Raw genomic sequence first — 17,481 nt, forward strand, 5'->3', positions numbered from 1 at the left:
CTGGGTTAAACTCTCGCTCACTTCAATAAAAAAAACATAATGTTGAGCGAACCCTATGAGTCACGACATATCTGTTTTGAGAAAATTCGTTTCGCCTGAAATTGTGTTCGGCGCAGGGGCGCGTAAGTCTGTTGCGAACTTTGCAAGCAATCTTGGGGCAAAGCACGTATTTCTTGTTTCAGATACCGGTGTTGCGGGTGCAGGTTGGGTGGGTGAAATTGTCACTTTACTAACCGATGCAGGCTTGCGAACAAAGGTGTTTACTGGGGTGTCTGCCAACCCTCGGGTAGACGAGGTGATGGCCGGTGCCGAGCTTTATAAATCTTCCGACTGTGATGTTATCGTTGCCATCGGCGGCGGCAGTCCAATGGATTGCGCCAAAGGAATCGGGATTATTGTCAGCAACGGTGGGCATATTCTCGATTTTGAGGGCGTAGACACTATTTCTAACCCGCCTCCGCCGCTAATCCTTATTCCGACGACTGCAGGCACATCAGCTGATGTATCTCAGTTTGCCATCATTTCTGACCCTAACCGCCGCTTCAAATTCTCGATAATCAGTAAAGCCGTGGTGCCGGATGTTTCTTTGATCGACCCGGAAGTCACTGAAACCATGAACGGGTACCTGACAGCCTGCACAGGTGTGGATGCACTGGTTCACGCGATTGAAGCATTTGTTTCGACGGGAAGCGGCCCTTTAACAGACTCCCATGCACTGGAAGCTATTCGGTTGATCAACCGCAACCTTGAGCCCTTGGTCGAGAACACAGCAGATCCGTTCCTACGTGAGCAGATTATGCTGGCATCTATGCAAGCAGGGCTGGCGTTTTCCAACGCAATACTCGGCGCTGTTCACGCCATGTCTCACAGTCTGGGTGGCTTTCTTGATTTGCCCCACGGCCTTTGCAATGCGTTGCTGCTTGAACACGTGGTGGCTTACAACTATCGATCTGCGGAAGACAGATTCAAGCGTGTCGCCGAGGCTATGGATATTGATACCCGAGGAATGGGCAAGCCGGAAATCCAGAAACACCTGATGAATCGCATTATCCAGCTCAAACGCAAAGTTGGCCTACATGAAAGTCTGGCTGATTTCGGTGTTAGCGTATCTGATATACCTTACCTATCCGGGTTTGCTCTTCAGGACCCTTGCATACTAACCAACCCCCGCAAGTCATCGTTGAGAGACGTTCAGGTTGTATATGAAGAAGCCCTCTGACGAGCAAGCTCAAGCTGGCGGATACGGCATTGGGGAGTTGCTGGGGTTTGGCAGCCAATCCGTCAGAAAGAACTATTACCCGGCGCTTCAGGATCGCATTGAAGAGCTTGAGCAAGAGCGAAACCGGTATAAGTGGTTATTTGAAAACGCCTTGCATGGTGTGTTTCAGGGCAACTTGAGAGCAGGGTTTCTGGCCTGTAATCCAGCTATGGCAAAGATTTGTGGCTACGAAAACCCGGAGGATCTTCAGCAGCGCGTAATTCGCCTTAGGGAACAGCTTTTCTGCAGCGCCAGCGAGTTCGACTCCCTCCGTCAGGAGTTGCTTGACCATGGCAGCCTGAGTGCGCGCGAGACCCGCCTTAGGCGAGCGGATTCAACCCCCGTGCATGTGGCAATTACATTACTTCGGCGGCCTGACTTAGGACCAGAAGTGGTTGAAGCCTTTGTTGCCGATATCAGTGAGCGAGTACAGTCCCGCGAAAAACTGGTGCAGTTGAATGCAGACCTTGAGCGCAGAGTGGATGAGCGCACAGCAGCCCTGCAACAGGCCAACGCGGGATTGCACTATCAAATTGAAGAACGAGAGAAAGCAGAGCGCGGACTGGTGATTGCAGTAAAGGCTGCCCAGGATGCGAACCGCAGCAAAGACAAGTATCTGGCCGCAGCTAGCCATGATTTGCTGCAGCCGCTGAATGCTGCCCGCCTTATGATCTCAGCGCTACAGGAAAGCCAGTTGCCAGCTGAAGAAAGCCGAATGGTTCAGCAGGTTCACCGCGCCCTCGAAGGCGCAGAGGATTTGCTGGCAGACCTGCTGGATATATCGAAGCTTGATCAGCAAGCTATGGTGCCAGATTGGGTTATGACCGACGTTGCGGCTTTGGTTGAAGGACTAGGGGAGGAATTCGAAGCAATTGCAGCCAATGCCGGGTTAGATTTTCGCATTCGTACAATACCAGCCATGGTGAAAACCGATCAGAGAATGCTAACCAGAGTGTTAAGAAATCTGCTCAGCAATGCCTTTCGGTATACGCCGAGAGGTCGGATTTTGCTTGCACTGAGATCAAGGCCCAACGCCCTTCGGATTGAGGTGTGGGATACCGGAGTGGGCATCGAGGAAAGCAAGCTGGAAGAGATTTTTACTGAATTTCACCAGCTTATACCACAGGGTACCGGTGGCCGGCAGGGCGCAGGGCTTGGGCTGGCCATAGTGGATCGAATGGTTCGAGTGCTTGAATGCGAAATGGATGTGGTTTCCCGCTCAGGGCAAGGTTCTCGATTTGCGGTGACGCTTCCGATGGAAGGGAATCGAGAGCCACAAGTGTCGAAACCGACTATTAATACGGCCCAAATCTTTGCCAAAGGGTTCTCTGGTGCAAAAATTCTGGTTATCGATAATGATCTTTCGGTTATGGAAAGCATGAAGCTGTTACTTAAGCGTTGGGGTTGCTCGGTTGTTACAGCTCCGAGTAGCGACGCTGCTATTGCATATTTGGAGACCACAAACGAGAATCCGGTAGCCATTCTGGCTGATTATCATCTTGATCATGAGCAACTTGGCTCTGATGCAATTCACGCCATCCGCAACATGTTGGGGCAGAAAATACCCGCAGCTTTAATCACCGCCGACCACAGCGCAGAAACGCGACAACTGATGCGGCTTCAGGAACTGCCCATTCTCAATAAGCCGGTGAAACCCAATCGTTTGCGTGCACTGTTGTCGAGCTTGTTAGCATCTGGTTAGCACACAGCATAAGGACTTTTGAACGAATGAATTTACATGTACTGGCTGCCATTTTTGCAGCTGTTTTCATGGGCACTATCGGTGCAATTTCTATCTACGCCGATGTTAGTGCTGAAACAGTAACCTTTTATCGCCTTTTCATAGGGGCGGTTTTAATGGGCGGCTTCCTTCTCGCGACAGGCCAAAAGGCAAAAATATTTGTCTGGCCCGGAGTAAAGGTTTTGGTGACCGGCGCATTCTTAGCTGGATTCGTAGTTTTTTATATCGTCGCCATGAACTATACCAGCATGGCGAACGCTGTAATGTTGCTGTATTTGGCGCCTGTAACCGCCTCTATTGTTGCCCACTTTTTTATGGGGGAGCGACTGTCAGGAAGCAGCGCGGCCCTCATAGGCGCAGCCTTATTTGGTTTCGCCATGATGATGGAGTTCAACTTTAATCTTTCAGGGCGCGGGGAGGAGGTTGTCGGCCTCTTTTACGCGCTGTGTGCAATGCTTTGCTACGCAGCATTCATACTGACGAACCGTTTAATTCATGAGCGGGTACATGTATTGACTCGTAGTGGTTTTCAAATGTTAGTGGGCGCCCTATGTATGCTGCCTTTCATGCTGCAACAAAATGACAGTATTGCTGGGGCCCAGTGGGGCTGGCTGGTTACCGCAGGCATTGTTCCCGGGTTTCTCGCCATAATGCTTGCAGTAGTTGCGTTGAAGGCTCTTCCGGCAGCCACCTATGGCACTCTGGCTTATTTGGAGCCCATTACGGTTGTTGCATTGGGATGGGTTCTGTTTGGTCAAAGTTTGAACGTCATGCAACTGTCTGGCTGTGCGTTAATTATCGTGTCTGGTGCAGTTCAGGCCGTGTTGTCTCAGCGGGCATCACGTTGGTCTGCTCGGCTGGCTGCTGAAGCAGGCTAAGGCCTGAAGCAATTCTCTGGGACTGGCAAAGCGTGAGTTTTGTTCCCACTTTGCCTGAAAACGTTCTGACTGCAGTGCAGCATCGATGGCCATAGAGAAGTCCAGCTCGTATGGCTGCCCTCGAAAGGCAAGCAGCGGGTTTGGGTCTTCTCGCAATAAGCGACTATCCATTCCGGTAAAACGGTTCGATCTTGGTTTGCATGCCAATGCAGTTCTCGCATCTCTGGATTGCGTTTTAGATCGCGAATGGGATTGAGCGAGCCAGTAAGGGGAGAGTATTGATGGTGATTGGTCCAAGCTTGATGATCCAAATTTGCGTTCACTGTAACCACGTTCACTGGTCGTTTCAGCCTGCGGCCCACCAAAACGGCTAGGGTGCCGCCCCCGCTGTAGCCGATAAGCCAAAGTTCTTTGTGGCTTTCTGACACCTGCTCGACTACCTTCAGCAAGCTATTCACTACATCCGGGTGGTATCGGTCATGTGTCCACCAAGTCCCCTGACACCGCGCATCCGTCACTTGGTAGTAACAGGGGCGGCCGATATACATAGAGTTGGGCTCCGCCTGCAACATGCTTTTAAGCACAATTGAGTGCTCAGATGTGGGATTTCTAGCCACTTCTCTGGATGTTCGCCACGGTCGCCCGTCGCCGCCTATATAAAGGTATAGGGGAGTTTTGAAACTTTCTTGAATTAATAACGTAGACTTAAATACGCGGTGCTCAAAATGATCGGAGTGAATGCTAAGGCCGGTAATTTTTTCCTCACGCAGCAAGCGCTCGTAAGTGAAGGACGTGCAGCCAACAAGCATGGAGCACAAGCAGGTTATAGTGAGGAAGTGTCGTAAATGCATTTGGTGACTATACTAAAAACGAGCCAAATAAATGCCAGTTAGTTGAACCGGCAATGTGAAAGTGGGAAAAAGCTTCACGACACCACTATCAGCATTCCAACTCAGTGTATATGCACTGTGTTGGGGCCAAGTTAGGGATAACGGAGACTAGAATGCCTATCAACAAAAAAATGCCTGTCACAGCAATGGTTGCAAGTATCACTAGCGCCATACTCCTCAGCTCTTGTGCACATGTGGATCAAACTGTCGCAGTGCCAGACGATGCCGACAAGCTGCTGATTGTCGATTGTCTTCTACCCCCTCAAGTTCGCAAATTAGGAACCAGCTTTGCCTATGCTGCTGCACGACGCCCAGTAAAAACCAGTGCCGCAGACTGCGAAATCCGTGGTGGCGAATACGTAGCCTACGATAGGGCTGACTACCGAACAGCACTCAAAGTGTGGTTGCCTCAGGCCGAAGCTGGCGATCCCGAGGCGCAGAACTATGTTGGCCAGATTTATGAAAAAGGCTTGGGTCTTAAAGAAGATTTCCAAACGGCGGCCTATTGGTATGAGAAGTCCGCCGCGCAGGGCTTCTCAGAGGCGCAAATTAACCTAGGCTATTTGTATGAGAAAGGCTTGGGAGTGGCACAGGATTCGGCCAAGGCGCTGAATCTATATCGCCAAGCTTCTGGAATTGAGAACGATAACTTGGAATTTGCTTCAACCATTGAAGTGGCTCGTGTCTCTCAGGATCAGCTCGCCAAACTGCAACGCCAACTTGAAGCCGAACAGCAGAAAAACCTGCGCTTACAACAGGAAATGGTCTCGGTTCGTGACCAAATGAATAACCTTGATCAAGAGTTGGCACTGGCACGTGCCCAAAAGCGCAGCAAAGAACTGGAGCTGCGTTTAGCCAAATCCGAGCAAAGCGATGGCGTGGATCCGTCCATGGAGCAACAACTGCAAGCGGAGATCACAGACTACGAGCAACAGCTTTCAGCTGGAGAAAAGGCTTTGCGAGACTTTCAGTCGAAGGAGCAAAGTCTCGAAAAAGAAATTGAAGCTAACACCATGCAACTCGCCTCTGCGGAGCTGAATCAGGGCCGCATGAGTATTCAGCTCATCGATCCGCCCATGAGCATTACCCGCGGTGTGCGTGGGGCGGTGGTTGAGGAGTCCGTAAAAGAGAAGGAAATCTTTGGCAAAATCAATGTGCCGGGAGGTCTTGAAGAACTGCTTATCAATAGTTCGCTCCACGAGCTGGACGAATTTAGTATGTTTTGGGCCAATGTTCCGCTTCAGGGCAGTATTACGCCCGTAGATATCGTTGCCACCGATAAGCTGGGGCAGAAAGTAGACTATTCGTTCACGATATTTTCCGACCAAACGCCTAACAAGAAAGCAGCGCTCAACCAAAGTACTGAGCTGGAACTGGGCCGCTACAGGGCGCTAATCATTGGCAACAATAGCTATCAAGGCATTCCGAGCCTAAGCACTGCCGTAGCCGATGCCCAAGCAACGGACAGAGTTTTGCGCGAACGCTATGGTTTCGAAACCACCGTGCTACTCAATGCTAACCGTTACGAGATTTTGAGCAGCCTTGATGAAATGCGTCGAACCATGACGGCCAATGACAATTTGCTGATTTACTACGCAGGTCATGGCGAGATCGACAGGGTGAATGATCGTGGCTATTGGCTGCCTGTTGATGCTGATCCAGAGCGCCGCACCAACTGGATTTCCAACATTGCCATTACGGATATCATTAACGCCATCCCTGCGCGTCATATCATGGTAATTGCAGACTCTTGCTACTCGGGAACTCTAGGGCAGACCAATCTAGCCGCGGGCGGCGTTGAGGGACAAGCCCAGCCCAGTGCGGAGTGGGTGTCTGCTATGAGTGAAGTAAACGCACGTACAGTGCTAACTTCCGGTGGGGTGCGGCCGGTGTTGGATATTGGTGGAGGCGAACATTCGGTGTTTGCCAAGGCCTTTTTATCGGTATTGAACGAGAACAGTACTTTGCTTGAGGGGCATAGCCTATACCGGCAGGTAATGCGCCAGATGCGGGTTTCCATGGCGCGTATCAATCAGGCCCAGGTGCCGGAATACGCACCCATTAAACATGCAGGCCATGAAGGTGGTGAGTTTTTTCTAAAGCCAGTTGACTCCATCTAATCGGTCTTTCTGTTATGACACAAGTGCGAGAAAGCTTCGCTAAGTATAAAGTTGAAGAGGTTTTAGGCGAGGGAGCAATGGGCGTTGTATACGCTTGTTACGACTCCGCCATCGGCCGCAGGGTGGCGATCAAAACCATTCACGCACACTTGCTGCAAGGCGCTGAAGGTGAAGAGTTGCGGCAGCGCTTTAGCCGCGAAATTCGCGCGGTTGGCAAGCTTAGCCACCCCAACATTGTAGGAATTTTCGACACCGACGAAGCACAGGGTGCCAACGGTGCAATCGAACCCTATTTTGTGATGGAGTTTGTCGATGGGCAAGACTTACAAGCGTATCTGACGGGTGGAACACGTTTCCCGCTGACCAAAACCATCGATATCGCTTGTCAGGTTCTGGATGCGTTCGAGTACACACATAAACTCGGCATTATTCATCGAGATGTTAAACCCGCCAATATATTTTTAACCGAAGACGGGCGCATAAAGATTGCTGACTTCGGTATTGCCAGAGTCGATAACAGTAGCCTGACACAAACCGGTGCTGTAATGGGTACACCAAATTACATGTCACCCGAGCAGTGTTCCGGGCAGGTTATGGATTCTCGCAGCGATTTGTTTTCGATTGCTGTGGTGCTTTATGAATTGTTGACGGGCGAAAAAGCCTTTAGCGCCAACAGCGTCCATGCCACCATGATGAAGCTGGTTCAGAGCAATCCTGAACCGCCTTCTGTATTCAATCCCTCCTTGCCTAAATCTTTAGATGCCGTAATGGCAAAGGCCCTAGCCAAGTCACCTGACGATCGGTTTCAAAGTGCTGCCGAATTCGCGCGGGCTTTGGAACCGTTCAAACAGGGAAGCAAGAATGCATCTCAAGGGAGTGAGGTGGCCTCTGGTGAAGAAACCCTTCTGGTTACGCAACCGGAACTAAGCGGCAAGGACCCGAAGCTATACGCAAAAGGGAAGGGCCGACCGTCTATGGCGCTCTTAAGCGGGGTTGTGGCGGCCCTTTTGCTTACTGGCGGTATTGGCTTTTACACCCTCTCCGGCAAGGACGAAGCGGAGCCCGCCCAACTGGAAAACGTTCAGCCTTTTGCCAATGATGTCTCGCCTGCAACACAGGAAAAAGTGGAAAAGCTACTTAGGGTTGCCAACATGCACGAAAGCGCGAACAGGCTGATTTTCCCGTCAGGTAGCAGTGCCTATTATGTCTACAACACGGTATTCGAGTTGGACCCGGGTAATCCGCGGGCTCGGGCAGGGCTGCGTAAGATGGAGGATAAGCTTGAAAAGCAAGCGCAGTCTTACTATCGCCAAAAGGATTTCAAAACGCTCAACGCTCATCTGAAAGCAGGCTTGGACGCTTTTCCTGACAACGCCCAGTTTCGCGCATTGCGGGATGAGCTTGACCGTTTAGGCAACGAAGTATTGGAAAATAATAACAACTAACGAGGACATGCGCGATGACGCTACATGTTCATATAGCCATTATTGGTTCGGGACCAGCGGGCTTGAGTGCTGCTGCGCGGGCCGCTCAGCGCGACCGTGCTCGAATGGAAGCCGGAGAAATCTCCGAGCCGACCCATATCTTGCTGGAAAGTTTTAGTCAGCCCGCAAAAACTATTCAGCGTTACCAGAAAGGCAAGTTTGTAATGGCCGAACCGGGTTTTTTGCACCTGCGTAGCGATTGCGAATTTGGCGCAGGCTCACGCGAAGCAATTCTGGAGCAGTGGCAAGAGGACATAGCACGTAACGGTATCAAGGTAAGGTATCAGGCCGAAGTGCAGGCCATTACCGGTGAGCGGGGTAACTTCAGTCTGGCGTTGGCCAATGGAGATGTCGTTACAGCAGAAGTTGTTATCCTAGCCATCGGCTTGGAAGGTAATCCACGCAAGCTCAACATAGCAGGCGAGGGCGATTCCGCTCTAGCCGATCGCGTTCAATACACGTTGGATGATCCTGAGGAATTCAACGGCGAGCGAATTGTGGTAGTGGGTGCTGGAGATTCGGCATTGGAAAATGCTTTGGCACTGAGCAAAAAAAATCATGTCACGGTTATAAACCGCCGCGCTGAGTTTTCCCGGGCCAAAGAAGCAAACCTGAACGCTATCCTTCAAGCGATAAATGACCGACGCACTACTCTGGACTGCCTTTACGAAACCAACCCGGCAGCTCTGGAAGCTGACGACGACGGTATAAATTTCGCAGTGGAAACACCAACGGGGCGTAAAGTTCTCTCCTGTGATCGCATTATTGCCCGCTTAGGTGGTTTCCCGCCGCGTAAATTTATTGAAAGCATAGGTATTGAGTTCAGCAGTGAGGCGATTGACGCTGCGCCAATTCTAAATGGACAGTATGAGTCGTCTGTACCCGGCATTTATGTGGTTGGTTCTCTGGCTGGTTACCCGCTGATCAAGCAGGCCATGAATCAGGGCTACGATGTGGTGGAGTACATCCACGGCAACGATATAAAGCCCGCCGATCACGAATTGCTGGAATTTCAATTTGGCCTTTTGCCATACCGCCGCCCACCTGACGAGTTGTTGCACCTGTTTCAGCAACGAATTCCTATGTTCAGTCAGTTGAACGTATTGGTATTTCGCCAATTGGTTATAGAAAGCAGTATATGGGTGGCGCTTGAAGGGCCATCATTCGAGAACACCAAAAAACAGGCCGCGGAGCTGGCTGAAGCCGCGGCGCAGCGTCAACCATCACCAAAAACGGGTAAGCTCATACGCGCGGGAGAATCCATCTTTCAGCGCGGTGACTACACCAACACTTTCTTTATGATTGTTGATGGCGAAGTCATTCTAGAGCGCCATGAGCAAAGTGCGAAGCCGGTACGTTTGGAGCGCGGCCAATTTTTTGGTGAAGACAGCCTTGTATCCGGTCGCCCCCGGGAATACACCGCGGTTGCTGGCAGTGATTGCGTGTTGGTGGAAACCCCGCGCCGAACCATGATCAAGTTGCTGAACAGCAACGACCAAGTACGCCGCGGCATTGATTGGATTTTCACCGTACGTGCGCTGCAGAAACATTTTGCCCCGGAGCTTTCCCCTGGTGAGTTGCGGGAGATCGCCCAAACCACTCAATTGAACACCTACCAAGCGGGCGAGCCGCTGTTTCGCCAAGACCAAGAAGGCGACTGCTTGCATGTTATTCGCCGGGGCGCCGTAACGCTTCAGCGCAGCAGTGAAGAGGGTGATCTGGTAGTTGCACAGCTTCAGGCTGATGAGCTGGTAGGGGAGATGGCCCTGATGGGCGAGCCCGTGCGCAGGCACACGGCAAAAGCGTCTGTGTTGACAGAAACCATCGTGCTGCATCGCGACAGTTTTATGAAGCTGGTCAACCTTGATTCCAGCAGTATTTCCCAATTACAAGCGCGCGCCAGCAAGCACGCTAGAACCTACACCACCATGCAAGCTCAGGCAGATAAGGGCTCGTTAATCGGATTCATGATGGGCGAGGGCATGGGGGAAGCCACCAACGCTATGGTCATTGATGAGAGCCTTTGCATCGGCTGCGACCATTGCGAGAAGGCCTGCGCCGACACCCATGACGGCATTTCCCGCTTGAACCGCTCGGAAGGGCCATCGTTTGCGCAGATGCACCTTGCCATTTCCTGTCGACACTGTGAGCACCCCCACTGCATGAAGGATTGCCCACCGGATGCCATTCACCGGGCTGAATCCGGTGAGGTATTTATTGATGACAGTTGTATTGGTTGTGGCAACTGCGTCACCCATTGCCCCTATGATGCTATTCAGCTTGCCCATACACCCCAGCCCAGACAATCCCTATTTAGTTGGCTACTCAAGGGGGCGCCCGACAAGCTGAGTATTGGGCGGGAGGACGCAGATCAGGGGGCTTCAGGTGCAGGCAAAAAAGCGGTGAAGTGCGATGCCTGCATGAACTTTGCCAACGGCCCTGCTTGTGTCAATGCGTGTCCCACTGGTGCGGCAGCGCGTCTGGCTCCAGAGCATCTGGTTAAACTGGTGGCAAAACAATGAAGCTGCATCAATCCATCCTTGAATATCGCAAAGGGCGGTATGGCTGGTGGGCGCTACTGCTAATTCTTGGTGCGATCGTGCTCTTTGGCTCGCATAACGATTTCCAGCCCCCCAATGGAGGTACCTGGCAAGGGTATATATTGGGGAGTATTGGGTTGGCGTTGATTGTCTGGTTAACCACGCTGGGCATTGTTAAGCGGCGCTACGGAAAAAGTAACGTGCAGGCATGGACCTCTGCCCATGTTTATCTGGGCGCGTCTTTGCTGATTGTTGTGAGTTTGCATTCGGCACTGCAGATTGGTTTGAACGTTCATAGCCTTGCCTATGTGTTGATGTGTGTTGTGATTTTTTCGGGCTTTGTAGGCTTATATTTCTATCGGCGTTACCCGCACCTTATGGCAAGAAACCGTCGTAACCTGTCGCAGCGCCAACTCTTTTCAGAGCTCAACGACTTGAATCAAAAAGGCCGGGCATTGGCCAAGCGTTGCCATCCAAATTTGGCCAGCGCCGTTGATACTGCTATTGACCGAACTGCCATAGGTGGTGGCTTGCTGGACCAGCTATTGGGCCGCGATGGCTCAACCGTCGTGTTGATCGAAAAAGATAAAAAAGGCGGCGTTCAGCGCAGGCCGGTATCTAATCGCGACCAACAAACCATTATCGGTTACGTCGCCAAATGCATTCCTCGTGCACGCAAGCAGGGTGAAGCCGCAAATATACAAAGCTTGCTGGAAGTGGTTTGCCGGCGGCAGACCGTAACCCGGCAATTGCGGCAAGATATCAAATTCAACGCCTGTCTAAAGGTTTGGCTATGGGTTCATGTTCCGTTCACCATTGCACTGCTTGCTGCGTTGACCATCCACATTCTGTCTGTTTTCTATTACTGGTAACCCCATGCAACTGCTTCTGAGACAAATCACCTACGATAGCAGCGGCTTGCCAGAGTACGCCGATAGCGAACTGACGCGGGACAACATCGTGATTGGTCGCTCGCAAAAGAGCGACATTCAGCTATTGGACAAAGGGATTGCGCCCGAACACGCTTGCTTAACCAAAAGCGGCGATAAGTTGCGCCTAGTGGCATCAAAAGGCCAGTCCTTCATCGTTAACGGTAAAATCCAGAAACAGGCCGAGTTAAAGTCAGGGGATGAAATTTGTATTGGTGCGCAGACATTTGTCTGCGCTGAAGCCCCAACAGGATTTGATCTTGCGTTGGAGTGGCAGTTTGTTGAAATGCCAGAGGGGGCGCTTTCCGAAGCTTATCGCACCTCCGTATCACAACTCGGATTTAGCCCGCGTATAGCATCCTGGGTATTGTTTGTGCTGGTGTTGTTGGTGGGGCTGTCGCCATTGTCAAGCGATATTTGGCAGACGGATAAACTCGCCACTCAAACAGCCGATGAGCTGGCTAACGAAAACATGGCTTTACATAAACTATGGCTATCGGGGCCGTTATTGTCGGCGCATGAGCTGACTACCGGCAACAACTGCACCGCATGCCACCAAAAGCCTTTTGTTCAAGTAAAAGACAACGCTTGTCAGCAATGCCATGTTGAGTTGGGGGATCATGTGATGCCCGCAGAGCATTCGGCTGAGATCGCTGGATGGGTGGCCGCCCTCGATGAGTTTGCTTGCCAAAATTGCCACAAAGAGCACAACGAGCCAGCAAGCTTAGTGGCCCGCAATGAAGGTTTGTGTCTGGACTGTCATCAACAGATGAAACCTGCAGTGAAAGGCTTCAGTCAGGATTCTCATCCGGAGTTTGCCCTTAGTCTTTTACGCCCTGAAGTGACACGTCAAAACGGTCTTCTGGCTATTGATTGGCAGCTTGAGAAATTGAGACCTCAGGCGAGTGACGGCTCTAGATTCCAGGTGGCAGACGTTAACGAAACAAGTCATCTGAAGTTCCCCCATGATACCCATCTGGATGTGGAGGCAGTGAAACACGCTCGCCGCGGCGATGCTCTGCAGTGCCTGGATTGCCACAGGCTGAGTTCGGACCGGGAGCACTTTGAACCAATCAGCATGGAAGCAAGTTGCGCCAGCTGCCACGATTTGAGCTTTGATCCACGTACTCCCCAAAAACAGCTGCCCCACGGTGCGCCCGAGGAGGTATACGATGCGCTGGAGGCGCATTTCGTAAAGCTTGCATTTAGCCCGGATACACTCGTTGGATTCGAACGGAGACGGATTCCCGGGCGTACATTTACGGAAGAGGACTGCGATCAGGATTACCAATGTGCCAAGCAGCAGGCCCTGCGTGAAACCGGTAGGCAGTTCTCTCAACGTGGCTGCGTTACTTGCCATGAAGTCTCCGAGCAAGAAAACGCTGAAGGCTCCGAGCGTTGGGAGGTGTTGCCAGTGAAAATCAACCACGATTGGTATGCCGATGCACGCTTTGATCATCAAAGCCATTTAACGCAATGGGATCAGACTGGCGATGCAGTTTGCTCAAGTTGTCACAATGCGACTACCTCCGCGCAGAGCAGCGATGTCCTGATGCCCAACATAGAGCAGTGCGTCGACTGTCATGATAGCCGCGCTCAGGCAGGTCGAGTGGCGCTAACCTGTATTTCGTGCCACGCTTACCACAGACACAGTGCCCCTGAGGGTACAGAAGGCATAGGTGAATTAATGCAAGGAGCAATTCATGACCAGCCTTAAGCGCTTAAGTGTTTTACTGTCCTTCCTGCTTACCGCATGTGGCGGTGGCTCCGGTGAACTGGATCCGGCAGCAGGGGCTGTGCCGCTTGGTGGTTGCGACGGATCCTGCGTTAACACCGAGCAAGGTGGTAACCCCGACAATGTCCGCCTAACTATTAACGACGTGGAAACTGTGATCGCTCAGGGCGTAGCTGAAGCCGACGCGCGCGGCATCGATGCTACTTTGGCGGTGGTTGATCGTGTTGGCAACGTTCTAGGGGTTTGGCGCACTGGCACTACCGGAATGCCGCGTGACGTATTGATTGCCAGTTCTCCGGATGGATCTGGCGGCTCCGAGATCATGGGCGGACTGGAAGGAATCGAGGCTGGAATAGATGGTCTTGCAGCCATTGCCAAAGCCATCACTGGCGCCTATTTGTCGTCCGAAGGCAATGCCTTCTCTACCCGCACTGCCAGCCAAATTGTTCAAGAGCACTTTAACCCCGGCGAGTTCTTTCAACCTGCAGGCCCACTATTTGGTGTGCAGTTCAGCCAGCTTGCTTGCTCGGACTTTAGTCAGCGGTTCAATAATTCCGGCCCCTCCATCGGCCCTCATCGTTCGCCACTTGGGTTGTCTGCAGATCCCGGTGGTCTTCCCCTTTATAAAAACGGAACGGTCATTGGCGGAGTTGGCGTGATCGCTGATGATCTTTACGGCCTCGATCGCAATGTGATTGATAACGATCGAAGCAATCAAAACGCCAATGTTGACGAACTGATTGCTCTGGCCGCGAGTTTTGGCTTTGTTGCGCCCGTTGAACGGCGGGCCAACCGGATTGCTATTGAGGGAAAGACCCTCCGATTCCTTGATGGTGATTCCAGCGAATTGCAGAGCAACCCCGGTAGCGCTCCCGCCTTTCCACCAGCCAACGGGCAGTTAGTTGCGGTAACAGGCTACACCGGCGCCACCATTCAACCCGGCTTGGTGTTTGGTTCACCCGCGTCCGGCATTCGCGCCGCAGACAGTGCCAAATCGGATGAGGCGCCTTATGTGGGTGACGACGGTTATGTGTTTGTAGATGCCGCCAATAATAATCGTTATCCGGCAACCGCGGGCGTGCAGCCAGTCGCCGACAGACTTCTGGCGAACGAGGTGGAAGTGTTAATGCAGGAGGCGTTGCGGGTGGCCAATCAAGCCCGCGCCCAAATACGTCGGCCTCATGGCAGCCAAGCGCGGGTCACCATCAGCGTGGTAGATACTGACGGCAATATATTGGGCATGCTGCGAAGCCGGGATGCGCCTGTATTTGGTTCCGATGTATCTCTCCAAAAAGCCCGTACAGCAGCTCTGTTTTCTTCCAGTGCCGCTGCTAGCACGCTTGCCACAACCGGTATGGACGCCCGATATATCAGTTTGGTTGGCGGGCTGAATACGGTCGACACCATCGACCTAGGCGATTACGTTACCTCCGTGCAGAGCTTTCTTGGTTTACCTACAGCCCTGACGGATGGCGCCGTGGCGTTTTCCGATCGGGCTGGCGGTAATCTGTCTCGCCCCTTCTTTCCGGATGGCATAGATACCACCGACCCCGGCCCGTTCAGCAAACCTTCGGGTAAATGGAGCCCGTTTTCCACGGGTTTACAGTTAGATCTGGTCATTAATGGCGTCATCCAGCATGTGCTCTTTGCTGCTGGCGCCATTGTTACAGACACCCCGCAAAGCTGTGGAGGCGTCACTCATGCAAGTTTGGGTACCTTTTCTACGGTTGGCTTCACCCACAAACGGTTGGGCAATGGCATTCAAATCTTCCCAGGTAGTGCTCCGATTTATCGCGGCAATGTACTCGTAGGAGGCATAGGGGTCAGCGGAGATGGCATAGAACAAGACGATATGATCGCGTTTTTAGCCATCGACCGTGCCAATGCGCGGTTGGGTGTAAACCCAATAAACAATGCGCCCGAGCACATGCGTGCCGATACGCTCACACCGCAGGGAACACGGCTGCGTTACATCCAGTGTCCGCAGGCCCCTTTTCTGGGCAGTGACGAACAACAGCCCTGCAAAGGTAAATGATCATGAAGCCTAACTCGCTTTTCGCTTCGTTAACCGTGCTGGGTACGCTGATGCTGGTTTCAGATCTGGCTGCCGCGCAGAACTGTGAAGAAAATGACGGGCGTCGACGGCGGCCTGGGCAGGCTGCAATAGAGTGCCTTCCTGCAGTCGACTCACCGAGTGTTAACTCCCAGCAGACCGGAGCTGGCAAAACCCCAACTTCCACTGGCCAACAAGACCAAATCATCCGCAGGCAAGCTCAGCAACGTCGCACCAATCCGGTTTCACCCATTCCACGCCCCCAGTTAAGCGATTATCAAGCCTCGGTTCCAGTACCCGATCGTTGGCGTATCGTCGATTCCTTATATGAAGAGCACTGGTGGGACCCATACAACCGCAACCTGCTTAAGGGTGATAAGCCTCTATACGATGATTGGTTTTTCAGCTTCACAGGAATTTGGGACACGGTTTACGAAAGCCGCACTGTTCCAACCCCTGTAGGTAGCAGCAGTACCGGAGACGGCGGCAAGCTGGATTTGATCGGCGACGGCGAGCAGCAGTTCTTTAATCAGAACCTGCTGATGGAGTTCGTCTATTACAAAGGCAACACGACGTTTAAGCCGCCCAATTTAGAATTTCGATTCCTTCCTGTTATTAACTACAACCGTCTGGAACTGCAAGAAGTGCAGGGGGTCAATGCAAATCCCAACGACGGTACAACACGCAGCGACAGCCACATTGGCATTCAGGGTGCTTTCGTGGATTACCATTTGCGGAACGTGTCGGCAAACTATGATTTTGACAGCGTGCGGGTGGGTATTCAGCCCTTCACCAACGATTTCCGCGGTTTTCTATTCAACGACAGCCCTGTGGGTATCCGCCTCTTTGGAACCCGAAGTAATAACATTTTCCAATACAACCTAGGCTGGTTCCGACGTCTGGAAAAAGACACGAACAGCGGCCTGAACGATGTTGGCCAATCCTTGCGGGATGACGATATCTTCGTTGCCAATCTCTATTGGCAGGATTTGTTCAAGAAAGGCCTGATTTCCCAGTTCAGTGTGCTGCACAACCGAAACAATGAAGATACCTTTTATTACGACAATAACGACTTTGTAGCCCGCCCCGCGTCTATAGGTTTGGAAAAACCACGCAGTTATCAGGTGACTTATTTGGGCTACGCGGTTGATGGGCATATCGGCAGGCTTAACTTGTCGGCCCAAGCCTATTATGCCTTTGGCGAAGAATCTGTAGGCACCTTTCGCGATGCCAGCACAGATATCCAAGCTTTCTTTTTCGCAATGGAGCCTTCAATCGATTTCGACTGGTTTCGGCTGAGATCATCCTTTGTTTATGCCTCCGGCGACAGCGACCCCTTCGATGACAAGTCAACGGGCTTTGATGCTGTATTCGAGAACCCGTTGATTGCCGGAGCAGACACCAGCTATTGGATTCGCCAAGCCGTTCCCTTGATTGGTGGTGGGCGTGTGGCTCTATCCGGGCGCAACGGCATTTTACCCTCACTGCGCTCATCTAAAGAGCAGGGTCAGGCCAACTTTGCGAACCCGGGTTTGCGTATGGCAGGGCTAGGTTTTGATGCGGATGTTCTACCGACGCTGCGCGTTAGCGGCAATTGGAACCTCTTGCAGTTTGACGATACCACTGTTTTGGAAACGGCCCGCAATCAGGGCGGGATTGACCGGACATTGGGGCAGGACATTTCACTGTCGGCAATTTACCGGCCACTCAATAGTCAGAACATTATTCTGCGAGGCTCTTACTCCCGTTTGCTACCGGGTGATGGCTTCAAGTCTTTGTTTGAGGACGAAAGCCCTGACTACTTCCTTTTTAATCTGGTTTTAACCTATTGAACCAAATAACTAAAATAATGG

Annotated in this window: 11 protein-coding genes; 10 read left to right on the plus strand and 1 reads right to left on the minus strand. The window is 52.0% G+C overall.

Annotated features, from left to right (window positions below; all coding sequences use genetic code 11):
* Nucleotides 1–55 precede the first annotated feature (55 nt).
* From ercA to MWU62_RS17550, 3 genes are read left to right on the plus strand one after another with little or no spacing between them, the layout of a single operon-like run.
* Nucleotides 56–1,219 carry an alcohol dehydrogenase-like regulatory protein ErcA gene (ercA, locus tag MWU62_RS17540; RefSeq protein ID WP_247116086.1) on the plus strand — a complete coding sequence of 388 codons (1,164 nt, stop codon included), beginning with the start codon at nucleotides 56–58 and terminating at the stop codon, nucleotides 1,217–1,219.
* Entirely contained in the window at nucleotides 1,203–2,960 is a 1,758-nt protein-coding gene (locus MWU62_RS17545) for a NahK/ErcS family hybrid sensor histidine kinase/response regulator (protein ID WP_247116087.1), read from the plus strand. The genes ercA and MWU62_RS17545 overlap by 17 nt, the downstream gene beginning before the upstream one ends.
* Nucleotides 2,961–2,986: 26 nt before the next feature.
* Nucleotides 2,987–3,877, plus strand: a complete 891-nt coding sequence (locus tag MWU62_RS17550; protein WP_247116088.1) for an EamA family transporter — start codon at nucleotides 2,987–2,989, stop codon at nucleotides 3,875–3,877.
* On the opposite strand, the gene MWU62_RS17555 is transcribed toward MWU62_RS17550, so the two are convergent.
* On the minus strand, nucleotides 3,874–4,425 hold the full coding sequence (locus MWU62_RS17555) for a hypothetical protein (RefSeq protein ID WP_247116089.1): 552 nt from the start codon (nucleotides 4,423–4,425) through the stop codon (nucleotides 3,874–3,876). The genes MWU62_RS17550 and MWU62_RS17555 overlap by 4 nt on opposite strands.
* A 455-nt stretch (nucleotides 4,426–4,880) precedes the next feature.
* Here MWU62_RS17555 and MWU62_RS17560 point away from each other — a divergent pair, with 455 nt between their 5' ends.
* From MWU62_RS17560 to MWU62_RS17590, 7 genes are read left to right on the plus strand one after another with little or no spacing between them, the layout of a single operon-like run.
* Entirely contained in the window at nucleotides 4,881–6,887 is a 2,007-nt protein-coding gene (locus MWU62_RS17560; protein WP_247116090.1) for a caspase family protein, read from the plus strand.
* A gap of 14 nt (nucleotides 6,888–6,901) precedes the next feature.
* Nucleotides 6,902–8,332 carry a serine/threonine-protein kinase gene (locus MWU62_RS17565; RefSeq protein ID WP_247116091.1) on the plus strand — a complete coding sequence of 477 codons (1,431 nt, stop codon included), beginning with the start codon at nucleotides 6,902–6,904 and terminating at the stop codon, nucleotides 8,330–8,332.
* 14 nt (nucleotides 8,333–8,346) lie between these two features.
* A complete protein-coding gene (locus MWU62_RS17570) occupies nucleotides 8,347–10,893 on the plus strand; it encodes a cyclic nucleotide-binding domain-containing protein (protein ID WP_247116092.1) in 2,547 nt (848 codons plus the stop codon).
* Nucleotides 10,890–11,783: a hypothetical protein gene (locus tag MWU62_RS17575; RefSeq protein WP_247116093.1), complete on the plus strand. Its 894-nt coding sequence runs from the start codon at nucleotides 10,890–10,892 to the stop codon at nucleotides 11,781–11,783. Before MWU62_RS17570 ends, MWU62_RS17575 begins: the two co-directional genes overlap by 4 nt.
* Nucleotides 11,784–11,787: 4 nt before the next feature.
* A complete protein-coding gene (locus MWU62_RS17580) occupies nucleotides 11,788–13,557 on the plus strand; it encodes a cytochrome c3 family protein (protein ID WP_247116094.1) in 1,770 nt (589 codons plus the stop codon).
* Complete coding sequence (locus MWU62_RS17585) at nucleotides 13,544–15,610, plus strand: heme-binding protein (protein ID WP_247116095.1); 2,067 nt, start codon at nucleotides 13,544–13,546, stop codon at nucleotides 15,608–15,610. The genes MWU62_RS17580 and MWU62_RS17585 overlap by 14 nt, the downstream gene beginning before the upstream one ends.
* A gap of 2 nt (nucleotides 15,611–15,612) precedes the next feature.
* Complete coding sequence (locus MWU62_RS17590; RefSeq protein ID WP_247116096.1) at nucleotides 15,613–17,460, plus strand: hypothetical protein; 1,848 nt, start codon at nucleotides 15,613–15,615, stop codon at nucleotides 17,458–17,460.
* Nucleotides 17,461–17,481: the final 21 nt, after the last annotated feature.

Origin of the sequence: Marinobacter sp. S6332 (assembly GCF_023016045.1) — a bacterium.
GTDB lineage: Bacteria > Pseudomonadota > Gammaproteobacteria > Pseudomonadales > Oleiphilaceae > Marinobacter.

Excerpts from the sequence above, each read along its gene's own strand:
- MWU62_RS17570 (WP_247116092.1), top strand. The coding sequence starts at position 8,347 with ATGACGCTACATGTTCATATAGCCATTATTGGTTCGGGACCAGCGGGC.
- MWU62_RS17585 (WP_247116095.1), top strand. The coding sequence starts at position 13,544 with ATGACCAGCCTTAAGCGCTTAAGTGTTTTACTGTCCTTCCTGCTTACC.
- MWU62_RS17545 (WP_247116087.1), top strand. The coding sequence starts at position 1,203 with ATGAAGAAGCCCTCTGACGAGCAAGCTCAAGCTGGCGGATACGGCATT.
- MWU62_RS17550 (WP_247116088.1), top strand. The coding sequence starts at position 2,987 with ATGAATTTACATGTACTGGCTGCCATTTTTGCAGCTGTTTTCATGGGC.
- MWU62_RS17555 (WP_247116089.1), bottom strand. The coding sequence starts at position 4,425 with ATGTATATCGGCCGCCCCTGTTACTACCAAGTGACGGATGCGCGGTGT.
- MWU62_RS17560 (WP_247116090.1), top strand. The coding sequence starts at position 4,881 with ATGCCTATCAACAAAAAAATGCCTGTCACAGCAATGGTTGCAAGTATC.
- MWU62_RS17565 (WP_247116091.1), top strand. The coding sequence starts at position 6,902 with ATGACACAAGTGCGAGAAAGCTTCGCTAAGTATAAAGTTGAAGAGGTT.
- MWU62_RS17580 (WP_247116094.1), top strand. The coding sequence starts at position 11,788 with ATGCAACTGCTTCTGAGACAAATCACCTACGATAGCAGCGGCTTGCCA.
- MWU62_RS17590 (WP_247116096.1), top strand. The coding sequence starts at position 15,613 with ATGAAGCCTAACTCGCTTTTCGCTTCGTTAACCGTGCTGGGTACGCTG.
- MWU62_RS17575 (WP_247116093.1), top strand. The coding sequence starts at position 10,890 with ATGAAGCTGCATCAATCCATCCTTGAATATCGCAAAGGGCGGTATGGC.
- ercA (WP_247116086.1), top strand. The coding sequence starts at position 56 with ATGAGTCACGACATATCTGTTTTGAGAAAATTCGTTTCGCCTGAAATT.